General features: G+C 30.9%; 17 protein-coding genes. 3 read left to right on the forward strand and 14 right to left on the reverse strand.

Annotated features, from left to right (window positions below; genetic code table 11):
• Window positions 1-10: 10 nt before the first annotated feature.
• From Q9968_RS07430 to Q9968_RS07440, 3 genes are read right to left on the reverse strand one after another with little or no spacing between them, the layout of a single operon-like run.
• Window positions 11-808, reverse strand: coding sequence for a dihydroorotate dehydrogenase electron transfer subunit (locus tag Q9968_RS07430; RefSeq protein WP_305515000.1), 798 nt, complete (start codon window positions 806-808; stop codon window positions 11-13).
• Window positions 801-1,706, reverse strand: a complete 906-nt coding sequence (locus Q9968_RS07435) for a dihydroorotate dehydrogenase (RefSeq protein WP_305515002.1) — start codon at window positions 1,704-1,706, stop codon at window positions 801-803. Before Q9968_RS07435 ends, Q9968_RS07430 begins: the two co-directional genes overlap by 8 nt.
• A 28-nt stretch (window positions 1,707-1,734) precedes the next feature.
• On the reverse strand, window positions 1,735-2,268 hold the full coding sequence (locus Q9968_RS07440; RefSeq protein WP_305515004.1) for a glycosyl transferase: 534 nt from the start codon (window positions 2,266-2,268) through the stop codon (window positions 1,735-1,737).
• A 73-nt stretch (window positions 2,269-2,341) separates the two neighbouring features.
• Between Q9968_RS07440 and Q9968_RS07445 the strand changes: the two genes are divergently transcribed.
• Both Q9968_RS07445 and Q9968_RS07450 read left to right on the forward strand, forming a co-directional pair.
• On the forward strand, window positions 2,342-3,493 hold the full coding sequence (locus Q9968_RS07445) for an NOP5/NOP56 family protein (RefSeq protein WP_305515006.1): 1,152 nt from the start codon (window positions 2,342-2,344) through the stop codon (window positions 3,491-3,493).
• 3 nt (window positions 3,494-3,496) lie between these two features.
• On the forward strand, window positions 3,497-4,138 hold the full coding sequence (locus Q9968_RS07450) for a fibrillarin-like rRNA/tRNA 2'-O-methyltransferase (protein ID WP_305515008.1): 642 nt from the start codon (window positions 3,497-3,499) through the stop codon (window positions 4,136-4,138).
• A 213-nt stretch (window positions 4,139-4,351) separates the two neighbouring features.
• Here Q9968_RS07450 and Q9968_RS07455 read toward each other — a convergent pair whose 3' ends face one another.
• The 11 genes from Q9968_RS07455 to Q9968_RS07505 all read right to left on the reverse strand — a co-directional run bounded on the left by Q9968_RS07455 (window position 4,352) and on the right by Q9968_RS07505 (window position 12,645).
• On the reverse strand, window positions 4,352-4,486 hold the full coding sequence (locus tag Q9968_RS07455; RefSeq protein WP_305515010.1) for a hypothetical protein: 135 nt from the start codon (window positions 4,484-4,486) through the stop codon (window positions 4,352-4,354).
• A 1,167-nt stretch (window positions 4,487-5,653) separates the two neighbouring features.
• Window positions 5,654-6,238: a phosphopantothenoylcysteine decarboxylase gene (locus Q9968_RS07460; protein ID WP_305515012.1), complete on the reverse strand. Its 585-nt coding sequence runs from the start codon at window positions 6,236-6,238 to the stop codon at window positions 5,654-5,656.
• A 61-nt stretch (window positions 6,239-6,299) separates the two neighbouring features.
• Window positions 6,300-6,812, reverse strand: a complete 513-nt coding sequence (locus Q9968_RS07465) for a flavoprotein (protein WP_305515014.1) — start codon at window positions 6,810-6,812, stop codon at window positions 6,300-6,302.
• Between the two features lie 9 nt (window positions 6,813-6,821).
• Window positions 6,822-7,364 carry a hypothetical protein gene (locus Q9968_RS07470; RefSeq protein ID WP_305515016.1) on the reverse strand — a complete coding sequence of 181 codons (543 nt, stop codon included), beginning with the start codon at window positions 7,362-7,364 and terminating at the stop codon, window positions 6,822-6,824.
• Window positions 7,365-7,388: 24 nt separating this feature from the next.
• Window positions 7,389-8,111 (reverse strand): endoglucanase, encoded by a 723-nt coding sequence (locus tag Q9968_RS07475; protein WP_305515018.1) that lies wholly within the window; start codon window positions 8,109-8,111, stop codon window positions 7,389-7,391.
• Window positions 8,112-8,169: 58 nt separating this feature from the next.
• The gene (gene pheA, locus Q9968_RS07480) at window positions 8,170-8,976 is read right to left on the reverse strand and encodes a prephenate dehydratase (protein WP_305515041.1); all 807 of its coding nucleotides are present in this window, start codon (window positions 8,974-8,976) and stop codon (window positions 8,170-8,172) included.
• Between the two features lie 36 nt (window positions 8,977-9,012).
• Window positions 9,013-9,816: an HPP family protein gene (locus Q9968_RS07485; RefSeq protein ID WP_305515020.1), complete on the reverse strand. Its 804-nt coding sequence runs from the start codon at window positions 9,814-9,816 to the stop codon at window positions 9,013-9,015.
• 22 nt (window positions 9,817-9,838) lie between these two features.
• Window positions 9,839-10,774, reverse strand: a complete 936-nt coding sequence (locus tag Q9968_RS07490; protein ID WP_305515022.1) for a CBS domain-containing protein — start codon at window positions 10,772-10,774, stop codon at window positions 9,839-9,841.
• 67 nt (window positions 10,775-10,841) lie between these two features.
• Window positions 10,842-11,540: a 7-carboxy-7-deazaguanine synthase QueE gene (locus Q9968_RS07495; protein ID WP_305515024.1), complete on the reverse strand. Its 699-nt coding sequence runs from the start codon at window positions 11,538-11,540 to the stop codon at window positions 10,842-10,844.
• Entirely contained in the window at window positions 11,540-12,055 is a 516-nt protein-coding gene (locus Q9968_RS07500; RefSeq protein WP_305515025.1) for a 6-pyruvoyl tetrahydropterin synthase family protein, read from the reverse strand. Before Q9968_RS07500 ends, Q9968_RS07495 begins: the two co-directional genes overlap by 1 nt.
• On the reverse strand, window positions 12,052-12,645 hold the full coding sequence (locus tag Q9968_RS07505; protein WP_305515026.1) for a DUF366 family protein: 594 nt from the start codon (window positions 12,643-12,645) through the stop codon (window positions 12,052-12,054). Before Q9968_RS07505 ends, Q9968_RS07500 begins: the two co-directional genes overlap by 4 nt.
• A 167-nt stretch (window positions 12,646-12,812) precedes the next feature.
• On the opposite strand from Q9968_RS07505, the gene Q9968_RS07510 reads away from it, so the two are divergent.
• Window positions 12,813-13,886 (forward strand): DNA polymerase subunit beta, encoded by a 1,074-nt coding sequence (locus tag Q9968_RS07510; protein WP_305515028.1) that lies wholly within the window; start codon window positions 12,813-12,815, stop codon window positions 13,884-13,886.
• The last annotated feature ends 252 nt before the right edge of the window (window positions 13,887-14,138 follow it).

Below are 14,138 nucleotides of genomic sequence, written 5' to 3' on the forward strand. Positions count from 1 at the left end.
AAATCCAAAATTAGTATTTTACACCAGAGGCATCTCTTCTATATTTTCCAAATTCAGTGATTTGTTTTAGTTGATTTTGATTGAAAACAGGCCCTTCTACGCAAATTCTCCAACCTTCACTATCCACACAGCATTGACCACAAACACCTAGTGCACATTTCATATATCTTTCAAGAGAATATTGTCCAGGTATGTTAGATGCTTCAAGGATATCAAATATTCCTTTCATCATGACCTCTGGTCCACAAACAAATGCAAAATCATAAGTTGCATCTTCAAGTAAATCACTAAGGCAATTAGTTGCAAATCCTTTAAATCCGAAACTTCCATCATCAGTACATGGATGAACATTAACGCCTAATTCAGCTAATGAATCAACGAATAATAATTCCTCTTTGGTTTGAGCAGCTGAAATTACATCAACATTATTATTTTGAGCCAAATTACGAACAATAGCATTGATTGGAGCCATTCCAACACCTCCCCCAATAGCTATTATTTTTTTTCCTATAAGTGAATTGTTAAAACCGCTACCGTAGCTGCCCCTAACACCTATTTTATCACCTACATCAAGGTCATACAATTGGGATGTGAATTTTCCAATGTTTTTTACAGTTATAAACAGTTCATCATCATTAATTTGTGAGATAGACATTGGTTTTTCATTATTAAAATTCCAAATCATTAAGAATTCACCAGGATCTGGGCGGCCAAGTGTTTCAAAGTCCCAGTTAAATTTAAAAGTTTTAATTGTAGGAGTTTCAGTGATAATCTCAGTTATTTCAACTATCTTTGGTTCATTAATCATGTGCAATCCCCACCATTTCATCAATAGAAGCGTAACCCCCATCTTCCATGAATTTCTCCAAACCAATATTTATTTTGCTAAATACATCTACACCTTCATCCATAATTGCAGTACCGATTTGAACTGCACGTGCACCTGCGAATATAAATTCTACAACATCTTCAAAAGTATATGCACCACCAACACCAATCAGCGGTATGTCAACTGATTCATAGACCGAATAAACATTTCTAATAGCTATAGGTTTTATTGCTTTGCCGCTCATTCCCCCGAATTTATTAGACAATACAGGTTTTGCAACATCAATATTGATTTTCATTCCAGGACCTAATGTATTGATTAATGACAGGCAATCTGCACCTGCATCTTCACAAGTCTTTGCAATTTCTGTTATATCCGTTACATTAGGAGTTAATTTTGCAATGATTGGCACTTCAGCCACATCTTTTGCTGCTGCAACAATAGTATGAGACAAATCACAACTTTGACCAATAGAAGCTCCATAACCTTCCATTGCATGAGGACATGAAATATTTAACTCGATCATGTCAACAAGACCTTGAACTTCACATACAAGTTGGGAAAATTCATCAGGAGTTGCACCATAAATTGATGCAATCAAAACATTGCCTTCCCTTTCGATTTTGAGCAATTCCTCTTTAAAATTTTCAACTCCCGGATTTGAAAGTCCGATAGCATTTATTATTCCTCCTTCAACTGCAACAGTAGTAGGATTGACATAACCTGGATGAGGATTTAGGGAAAATGATTTAGATACTACTCCTCCAGCACCGGATTTTAAAATCCAATTCATTGATGAGGCATTACTGCCCATAATTCCTGCTGCCAACATCAACGGATTTTGAAATTCCACTCCACAAATATTTGTTTTTAACATACTATCAACTTTGTAATTAATTACTTAACTATTTTGTTAATCTATCAATGATTTCTTGATATTTCTCATTTTGTAACTTCAAACCAACAGCATTAGTTTTATTGGATTTAAATAATCCATCATTTGTTTTTGAAAGGTTATTGATTATTTTGTCTTGTTTTTCAACAATTAAGTCTTTTTGAGCCAGTAGGACTTCATAATGTTTAGAGATTTTTCTAAGTTGCATTTCAAACTCTTCGGAATTTGATTTGATTTGGGATTTATAATCATCAATTAAAGATCTGAGATATCTAACCTGTTCCTGTTTTTCTTCAATGTTAGCTTCCTTTTCCAGGATTTTTTCATTTAAATCATCAAGTTCTTTGAATCTTGCTTTATCATAGTCAATTTTTGAATCAAGTTTATCCTCCAAGTTTTTGTTCTCATATTTCAATTTAGTAGAATATAATTTTAATTTGTTGATTTCCTCATTTTTGCTTTCTAGCTCCATTGACATCTCATCAATTTCTGCATTTTGAAGTTCAATTTCATTTTTTAAATCTCTAAAACTTTCTTTTGACATAATTATAACCTAATTAATACTTTACAATTCATTATAAAAATACTTATTAAAAATAAAATGAATAAATTACCTTATGGAATGCTATATAACTTACTGTGTTAAAGGATATTTTGCTTTTAATAGCGAAAATGAATTGATTTCTGAGAAATTATTTCAAGAAGATGAAATAATTAATAAATTAGCTGAAATTAATGACAAACAAATTGTAACTGAGGAATTGGAGATTATTGACGAAGTCAAAAGTGATTATGATGAAATAATCATCGAGTCAAATAAAAGGTCATCTGATTATAACAATGATAAAGTTACTATTAAAACACCAAATAAGGCTGGAAATTATCTAAGAAGCAATTATGATAAATTTGGATTAGATAGTGATGATATAAGCAAGATTTACCGAAAATTTGCGATTTATAAAATTAAAAAAGAATCCGCAGGGGAAGACAAACATTTAATTCAAGCGGTTAACTCTATTGAAGAAATTGATGATGCCATCTCCAAGTTAACTGAAACAATAAGAGAATGGTATGCACTATACTTCCCTGAAATGGACGTTGTTAAAAATAATGAAACTTACATTAAATTAATTTCACAAAATAAAACAAAAGAAGAAATCATAAAAACAAAACCTGATGCATTCCCACAAGACATTATTGATTTAGAAGAGGACATTAATCCAATTGATTTGGATATAATGAACAATTATGCCAACTCCATTTTTGAACTTCAAAAATCAAGGAAAAATATTGAAAATTATATTGACAGCAAAATGGAGTCAATTGCACCGAATTTAAGATTGTTAGTTGGATCCACACTAGGTGCAAAGTTAATTTCACATGCAGGAGGGATAAAACGTCTTGCAATTTATCCATCAAGTACTGTTCAAATAATGGGTGCTGAAAAAGCACTATTCAGACACTTAAAGAGTGGGGACAATCCTCCAAAATATGGTTTAATCTATCAGCACCCCCAAGTTCGTGGAGCCAAATGGTGGAATCGTGGGAAAATCGCAAGAACACTTGCAGGCATGATATCCCTAGCTGTCAGACGTGATGTTTTCACTAAAACATTTGATAAAAATGCTGCAGAAGAATTTAAAAACAAAAGTGAACAAATAGAAAAAGATAATCCATTTCCAACTAAAACTACTAAAAAAAGAAAAGAAGAAAAGTCAAAATCTAAAAATAAGAATAGAAAAGGTAAAAAGAAAAGGAATAGGAGGTAGAGCATGCAAGTTTATTTTAAAGATGGAAATGTTGCAACTAAAAATTTAACTCCAGGAATATCCGTTTATGGAGAAGAATTGATTAAAGAAGATGAAGAATATAGAATTTGGAATCCTAGACGTTCCAAATTGGCAGCGGCACTTCTAAATGGATTATCAAATTTAGAGCTTGAGGATACTTCAAAAGTCTTATACCTTGGTGCTTCAACTGGAACAACCGTATCGCATATTTCAGATCTTGCAATTAATGGAAAAATCTATGCAGTTGAATTTTCACCTAATACAGCTAAAAAATTAGTTCGGCTTTCACGTCAACGACCTAATATTGCTCCAATTTTAGGAGATGCAACAAAACCTAAAGGATATCTGAACTATGTGGAAAATGTTGATTTAGTGTATTGTGATGTTGCTCAACCTACACAAACTGACTTGTTTATGAAAAACATGAATTTATTTTTAAAAGATAATGGAATGGGTCTTATTACCATTAAAGCTAGAAGTATTGATGTAGTGCAAAAGCCTAAAAAGATCTTTAAAGAAGAAGAAAAGAAATTAAAAGAGAAAGGTTTTAAAATTATTGAAAAAGTAAAATTGGAACCTTATGAAAAAGACCATATCGCATTATTGGTAGAAAAAAATTTTTAATAAAAACTACTTAATTTTCAAGTGAATTAGACCCTGACAGAAATCAGACAGGACACTTGAGCATAAGTGAAAGGCCAATATTGGTTTGGCATTAATGATTTCAATGAAATATATTTCAGGAGAATGGAAACACATAAAAACACTTCTCCCAACTTGAATAACGCGTTTTACCATGTATCAAATTTAACTTCGGCGAAAAACAATGAAAGACTATCAGCGCTGAATTTTGATCCTGTTAAACCCCATGTCTTTTAAAATATCATTATACTTTTCACGAGAGGTAAAATAATGTTCTCCATCATTACCCGTGAAACCTACCTTCCCTACATCACCTAATTTACGAAGCATATGGATTTTATAGTCATTACCTTCAACTTTACCTAAATTTAATACCTTATTTACCCTATGAATCTTAATTGAATATAGTCCTTACTGTACTTAAATAAGCTTAATTCATTAATAAAATCTCCATATATTAATATTAAGTAAGAATTAATTGTTGTTACTAATTTGGGACTTAAATAAGTTGTATAATATTTATTAGTCTTTTTTTTTCAGATATTCCAAGTTGGAACAATATCAGTTTCTTTTAATAATATCGTTTATTGCTTCAGATACGTTTGTCTTATCAGTGAAATCTCGAATACTATTAATATAATCGCCTATGATTAAATTGGCAGTCCTCTGAATGGCGTAACCATTAGAAGCTATAAAAAGAATTACAGTCCTAATTAAAGGACATTAAATGTTTATTAATTCTCTGATAATTTTTTTATCCGGCAAATCACGAAAATTCAATTATTTGAATTTTTTAATAGATTTGTGGTTTAATTTAGGAATATTGTAAAATTTCACATTTATATTTTTGATTTTATAATAGGTTTGTGATAGAGTTTTTGGCAAGAATTTTGTTAAAAATACTTTACAATCAAGGAGTTATATAAACTAATAATTATTACTCCAATAGCTTTTTATACTATAAAATTAAACATAATAAATGCTAATGCAAATAACATGAAAGTTCATTGAAAAGTCCTTTAGGTTAATTCACTCTATTAATCACTCCATTTAACTAATACCTAAAGGAATGAACTTATTTTAAAAAAATACTTATTTTAAAAAATTTTTTTCAAAGACTGATTTTATGTTTTCAATCTAAAAAGTATTACTTTAACATGCTTATTATTGCCTACATATTTGCTGAATTTATCAAAAGATTAAACTGTTAGAAAATAGTTGACAGCCATACTTTTAAACAAAATATAAAATTACATTTTAAAAATCAAATTGATATAAAAATATAATCAAAAAATAAACCTTTCACAAATCAATTTAGTTATACCAAAATTATCTCATATAATCTCAAAACGATTTAAATTTGCATCAATAATATAAAAATAATGATGCATAATTTTAATAGAAACATTGTTAATTATAAAATAATGAGTTGAAAAATACTAATTATAAAATTATCGATTATAAAAAATAAGTTTTAACCATGACATGCATGTAAACTTAGATCTTTTGCGAGATTACATCAAAAATACTTTTTGCAATCTCCATTTTAGAAGCCAAAGGTATTATTAAAACCTCATCATCAACAATTAAAACCTCATTATTATCTGATCCGAACTGACAATTATCTTTTGAAATGTCATTAGCTATTACTAAGTCAGTTCCAGCATTAACCATTTGCCTTCTAGCGCACTCAATAATTTCCTCCCGTGAGATATTAAACTCCGCCTTAAATCCAACTAAAAATATATCAGGATTAATCTTTTTAATTTGGCGGATAATTTTAGTTGTTGGCTTTAAATTTAAAAATAACGAACTTGAAGAATCAATTTTTTTATCAGACTCTTGTCTAAATTCAAAATCGGAAACTGCAGCAGCAGATATGAAAATATCATGAGAAGGTATCAATTTCAAAATCTCATCATTCATTTCACTGCTGGTTTCAACTTGAATAACATTAAAAACAGAAGGAATGTCGACGCTAACATGAGCTACAACCAAGGTTAAATCCGCTCCACGAATATACGCTTCACGAGCAAGAGCCAAACCCATTTTGCCAGAGGATTTATTTGTAATGCCCCTCACAGAATCAATAGGTTCATAAGTCCCTCCAAAACTTATTAAAATCTTTTTACCTTTAATAATATCAATCCTTTTTGTTTAAATTAATAGTTCTTAATGATTCAAGAACAATATCATCTTTTAATGGGAATTTAGCTTTTCCTTCATCCATTCTGGGATTTATAAAAGATGCAGAACCCTCTTGTTTGATTTTATCAATATTTTCTTTAATTGCCTCATACATTGAATCATGCATTGATGGTACAAATAGAATTGGGGTGTCGTGTCCCTGAGCAGTGATTAAAAGAGTAGATATGGGATTGTCAGCAATTTTGTGAGCAAATTTAGAAATAGTGTTTGCTGTAGCTGGAGCAACTAATATTAAATCTTCCTGAGAATATTTAACATGCTCAATTTTGCCAGTTAATTTAGTAACTACACCATGCCCTGTTGCAAATTCCATTGCATTGGGATGGATGATTTCACATGCAGATTCACTCATGAAACATTTAACATCAATATCATTTCTTCTAAACTCGCGTGCCAATTTAATTGATTCGGTAGCTGCAATACTGCCAGTAACACATAAAATAATCATTAAACCACCTTAAGTTATTTTAATATCTGATAAAATATAATCAAATACATATAAACTAGCTTCAAATTGATCTGTTGGTGCACTGTATAAGATGGCATAAGCTTGGCCCCCTTTTTCAAACCAGACCGCTTTATGTTCTCTTTCAACACCATTCTCATTGGAAATGTAAACATATTCATAAGATTGCCTATCTCCAATAACAGAGCTTCCAGATGAAACTAAAGTAAACGATGAATCAGACTCCATAGATTTATAAGTTGAGTTAATAAATTGATTAAAATCCTCATCAAGTGGTTTTTTCTCAAAATTAATATTGACTTGGCCAACACCTGCAGAGTCAATTGAGTTTAATTTTGAAATAGACATGATAGTATAATTTGAATTTGCTTGAGAATAACCCCAATCTGAAGGATAATTTATAGTTAAACCTCCTTTAGATAATGTTTGAATAGTAGTTTTACTATTAGAATTATTACCAGCACTAACACTAGCAATTAAAAACAATATAAGGATTACTGCTATGATACTTCCTTTTAAAATTTTATCATTCATAAAAATCACCTGTTACATTGAGAATTATTCCCCATTACCTCCTTCAGACTCAGAACCTCCACCATTAGAGGAACTACCTCCAGACTCAGAACCTCCACCATTAGAGGAACTACCTCCAGACTCAGAACTTCCACTGCCATCTGTTCCTTGAGTATTATCAGTAGTTTTTTCGGTTGGTTGTTCTGTCGTGGTTTCAACATCTCCATTAGTATTCTCATCATTCGTATCGTCTACATAAGAATAATTTGAAGTATCAGTGACATTTGTAGTATTTACAACAGATACAATTTCAGGGAATGCTGTATCTTCAACAACAGCAACAACACTAGTATTAGACACTGATTCAGTATCTAAATTAAAAATACCATAAGCAACGCCTGCAGTAAATGCAACAACAAGTACAATTACCGCTATTAATTTAAAAGTGCTACTATTTCTTGATGATTTCTTCTTATTATATTTAACATCATCTTTTTTAGGATTTATAATATATTTTTGAACTAAATCTTGCTCTTGCTTTTTTTTATCTGTGGTAGGTTTTTTATTTCTTCTTTTATTAGTTTTAGGAGCAGATTTTCCTTGCATAGACCTTATTCTTTTAGTAGCTTCGACTGCATCAATAGAATTAAGTTTATCTTCATATTTAGAACGGAAATATCTATATTTTTCACCAGAAAGCTTACCAGATTTATAATCTGCATCCAAACTGCTCATTATTTGAAGAAGTTTATCTCTATCATCTGACATGCCTACCCCCTGAATTATTATACTGTAAGTTATATTTAAACATCAATTTAAATGTTACTTAAAATTCAGGATATGAACCTAAAACTTTTAAAAAATAAGTATTATCCTCAATTTCTTCAAGAATACCTTTAATCAAATCCTCATTCTTATGGCCTATAAAGTCAACAAAAAATAAATATTTGCCTAAACCTTTTCTAGATGGCCTAGATTCAATTTTTGTTAAGTTAATATTATTTTTTTGGAAAATTCCTAAAATATTATATAATCCGCCAGGACGGTCTTCATATATGGAAAAGATTATTGATGTCTTATCTCTGCCTGTAGGCTCATGATCCTCATTTGAAACAACAATGAATCTTGTTTCATTATTATCTGTATCTTGAATATTTGTTTTAAGAATTTCTAAATCATACAACTCTGCAGCTTTTACATTCCCAATGGCCGCTTTAGATATATCTCCAATAATACTTTTTGCAGCATTTGCCGTGCTGACTGCATAATGAGGTCGTATTTTACTTTCCCGGATAAATTCCCTGCATTGGGCTATTGCTTGTGCATGAGAATAAATATTTTCAATATCTTCCATACTGCAACCAGGATTAACAATTAAGTTTTGATTAATGGGAATAATAAGTTCCCCACATATTTTTAAATCAAATTTATGAGCCAATGAATCTAAAGTTTCTCCAACTGGACCTTCAATAGAGTTTTCAATAGGAACAACACCATATTTAGTTTCATTATTTGAAACACTTTCCATCACCGCAGAAATAGTGCAATAGGGAATTAAATCATCGCTTAGCATATTAGCCGCTTGATGGGTAAATGTTCCTTTGGGACCTAGAAATGAAATTAATGTAATAATCACTCCCCCCCCCCATTTTAAAAAAAAAAAGATAGTTTAAGATTCTAATTTTTCAATCAGTCTTAAAATATCAGTCTGTGTTATAATACCAACGATTTCGTCATCATCAACAACCGGTAAACCATTGAAACCAGTTTCAATCATGATTTTAGCCACTTCAGAAATTGTAGCTTCTTTTGAAGTGAATTTTGGATTAGATGACATGACATCGCCTACCAAAACCTCTTTAATTTGAGATTTTTGATATTTTTCAGGTACTTTCTTTCTAAAGTCAATGAATGCTCTCATTAAATCTTTAGATGTGACAATACCTACAAGCCCTCCATCATCGACAACTGGGAGTCTGCCTACATGGGATTCAATCATTTGTCTTCTGGCATGAACAAGTCTTTCAGTTGATGAAACCTCAACCAAATCTTTAGTCATGATTTCTTTAACAACAATTTTATCAAAAGCGATTCCCACTGCAAGAGTAACAAAATCCGCCTTGGATACGATTCCAACCATTTTGTCATCTTCATCAATGACTGGAACAGAACCAATACCATTATCTAACATTAATCTTGCTACTTCGTCTAATTTCATTGTTTGAGGAACTGTAAATACTTCTTTAACCATTATGGATGAAATATGAAGTCTTGATGCAGGCATACTTTCATATTTTGAGGAACCAAGACTATTAGCAATATCCCTTTCAGAAATAATACCTACTAATTCTTTATTATTGGTTACCGGCAAACGTGAAATATTATGTTTACGTAATAACTTCAAAGCATCAGAAAGATTTTGATCTTTGTCTATGGTAATAATATCCTCAGACATCAAATTCTTAATTTGCATATTATCATCTCCTATTATAAGTTTAATATCTTTTAACTGCGTTTAATATATCTCTTTCAGTAATAATTCCCATGATTTGGTCATTTTTAACAACAGGAACTCCACCTATATTTTTTTCAGCAAAAAGTTCACATAACTCGCCAATACTCATAGTAGGTTCTACAGTAATTGGATCTTTAACCATGATGTCTGAAATTACGGTTTCTAATACATCAGTTGCTAAATTGGAATTCAAATGATCAAATAATTCTTTTGCATTTAAGAATTTTATAACATCGGTAGAAGTCAAGATTCCTAATAATTTTTTAGCTGCTTTAGAAATATCTGCTTCACCACCAACAACAGGAATTCTTCTTAAACCATTTCTTACCATGATTTTACATGCACCTTCCAAAGGTGTTCCTGGAGTTGTTGTGAAAACTTTAGGACTCATATAGTCCTGTACAGTTTCTTTACCTGCAACACCTGCCAAGGATAATGCAATATCTCTTTCGGTTACAATACCTGCAAGTTTTTCCTCATGGTCTAAAATAGGAATGGCTCCTAATTGATTATCTAACATTACATCTAAAGTTTCACCAAGTGAAGCTTTACTAGATACTGTTATTAAATCACGAGTCATAATTTCTTTAACAGGTTCATTAATTGCTGCCAAGAAGTTATCTTCGTATTTTTTCTCAATAATGTTAAATTTTTTCCCTCCACCAAAGAAATCTAATATATCCATTACAGTCACAATACCTAATAATTTGCCAGAACCTGGGTCAGTGATTGGCAATCTTCTAAATTCATGTTCCATCATTACTTTAGCAGTATCTTTGATACTTTTTGAAGGAGGAATGGAAATTACCTCCCTAGTTGCAATAGCCATGATGTCCCCTTCCCTATCATGAACTTTAGTTTCACGTTCAACTGCGCCTGTGTTTGATTTTCTATTAATAGATGTTTTATCTTTCATTTGCACACCTCTATTATTTACAATTACACATCAATAAAATAAAATCTCAATAATATTAAAAACAAAATTACTCAATATTCAAAATTTTATGAATTTGAGGAATGGTGGAAACTTCAAAATATTGCCCAACAACTTCGGAAAAAACAAATAATTTAGAATTAATGTCTTTCCATTCCCCTATAGGACTAGAAGGTTGGATAATTATTTTAAGATTGTTTTTGTTTGAAATATTTTGCGATAATTTTTCAACTACCTCTTCAAATGACTTTATTTTTGTTGATGGCAATATAACTACTTTACAATATACACTTATAGATTTTGATATTAATAAATTTAGTGATTTAATTTCATTTAAAAAAATACTTTCATCAAAATCCCCATCAAAATGCTCAGGTAGCTTAATATCTAATGAAACTACGTCCAATTTTTCAATAGAGTCAATTTTATCTGACATTGTTCCATTAGTTTCAAGCATAATATTCAAATCAGTCCTATGTGATACGGCATTTATAAATTCTGCATAAAGTGCAGGTTCCCCTCCTGTAAATGAAATAGTCTTACAGTCAGGAGTTAAAATCTTATTAATTTGTGAAACCACTTCATCAGGAGTCATTAATTTACCAACAGACTCCGATTTACTATCTTCAGTATCACAGTAGTTGCAGTTCAAATTACATCCTGCAAATCTAACAAAAATTTGCCTTTCACCTATTAAAAGACCTTCACCTTGAAAGGATGAAAATATTTCAATGATTGGAGCTTTCATTATAACTCTTTCCTATATTCAGCACCTTGTCCAATTCCTTCATTTACACAGATTGCTATATATTCAAGATTATCATGGCTTTCAACTAGTTTTTTAGCTAAGGATTCAGCGAAAAACTTAGATAATTCTTCAGCAGAAGAATATGGAAGAGGTAAAAATACACAATCCTCACAAGGAATAGTATATCCCTTACCATCAATTTTAAAAGAAACAGAGTTCTGCTTTTTCAAATTAAAAATTGAATCTTTTTTCTTATCAAAATCTTTGAATTCTATTAAATCATTGTAAACTGGAATTAGTAATCTGTGATCTAGTTCATCACAAATAGCTTTTGTATAACTTTTAACATCTTTAAAATCAACTACAAATTCGAATTTTCCTGTTCTTTCACCTTCTATTTCAACATCAACAAAATAAGAGTGTCCATGAATAAATCCGCAGGATTCATGCCCTGGAATTACATGAGCTGAGGAAAATCTTAAATTTGACTGAACACCATTGACTAAAATTTTCATACTAACACCTTTGTTTTACTTATATCATTTTCAATTGTTTCCAATTCATCAATGAATCTATTTACTGTAGTATCGATTAATTCTTTAACATTTTCTTTTGTGAATATTTGTTTGCCATTAACTTTAATATCATAAAGCCCGATTGTATCTACATCATCTGGAGTTCCTTTATCTTCTAGGTTTAAGGCAAAATGGATTTTGGCGGAGCTTAGAGAAACACTGGCTATTGAAATAGACAGCTTTCTGTTGTCCACGAAAATATCATCACCTTCTCTTTTGGTTGGAACACCATATTCAGTTAATATCTCTCTGAAAATCAATACAAGAAGCCTTTGTCTTAAATAAGCAACCCTCATGTTAGTTGGTTGCTGGTCAAAGAATTCGCAAATGAAATTGACCATGTAATTTGATTTGATTTCAAGACCTACATCAGCAAAGTCCTTTAAATTATCAGGGGCAATATTAACCGGACCAATCCAGGTTATGATTGAAGATCCATATATTCCAAACTCCTGAAATGCCCAGGACGGATCAATTTGGCTTCCATCATATTCAAATATTTCATCAATATGTTTATGGTTAATAGTCATAATAATACCTTTATGATTTTTAATTTACTTAATTACTTATTAATATTTATTTAAAGATATTAAAAAATTATGTATGTAACTTGTACCTTTGAAATAAAAAATCCCTTTATCCCCAAATCAAAAACTAAATTTAATAGATATTATAAATTATACACATAGGAGATATTATGCAACAAGTAAGAACAAGAGATTTTATCCATACTGCCGACGATTTATATTTCGCATCAACTAACTACCTTCACCCAGAAGACAGAATAATATCCTTTCTAAGATATATTCCAGACCCTGAAGGGGATCGTGAAAAAAACGGTAAAAGATATAGAAAAGTAGGCTCAGCTGAAGCTTACACTTATCTTAGAGAAAATCATCCTGATTATTTATACTTCAGTGATGTAACTAATGTTGAAATGATGGGAGTGCCATTGGATAAAGTTGAAAGAATCATTAAACCTGAAATGAGATTATTGGGTCTTAAGGATACTTTTGAAAAAGGAGGAGAAATTAAGAATCCTGAATTAATTGCCAAATTAATGGATGTTGCTGACTTTTTCCATTTTATGGCTGATATTCCATATGACCATTTAGGAATTTCAGGTTCCATTTTGCCAGGCCTTCAAAAAAGTGATGTGAGTGACCTGGACTTTGTTGTATACGGTCTAGATAACCACAGACGTGCAATAACTGCTTTTAAAGAACATAGAGGAAAAGAAGTTTATATCAAAGAAATTGACAAGTACATTACTGTACAAGGCATCACTGATGATTACTGGGATTTTGTATATAACAAAAGAATGAGCGATGAAAGTCTTACAAAAGAAGAATTTAGATGGTATGAAAATAGAAAAGCAAATCGTGGAACCATAAACGGAACATTGTTTGACATTTTAGCCACTAGAGATTATGATGAAATTGAAGGTGCTTGGGGAGATACTGTATATGAACCTCAAGGGACATCTCAAATTGAATGTGATATTGTAAGTGCTCTTGGAGCATTCGACAATCCTTCACTTTACACGATTGACAATGTAGAAATCCTTGATGGTGTAGATGTACCTTTAACTGAAGTAGTATCATTTACACACACTTATGCAGGCGAAGTAATAGATGGGGAGCATGTAATAGCTGAAGGCAAAATAGAAAAAGTAATTGTCAATGGTGAATTTGACCATTACAGATTAGTTGTTGGAACTACTAGAGAAGCTATTGATGAATATTTGAAACTCAAGGAAATTCCAAAGTGAACCATGCAATATTTGACTGAGTTTTAATGCTATTATTCAAATAAGCAAATCAAGAGCATACGAACAAACTAAAAAAAAACCAAACTCCTACTCAAAATTGGTTAGGCTTAGAAATACTAGGGATAGTGAAATAGAAGTTATATTTATCTTAAAGATTTCATCTGATGTGAATAATAATTATAACTAATTATTTTATTATTAAAGGCACTTAATCGATTAATTTAACGGCATATTTCATCATCAACAATATTC

Origin of the sequence: Methanobrevibacter sp. V14 (assembly GCF_963082475.1) — an archaeon.
Classification (GTDB): domain Archaea; phylum Methanobacteriota; class Methanobacteria; order Methanobacteriales; family Methanobacteriaceae; genus Methanocatella.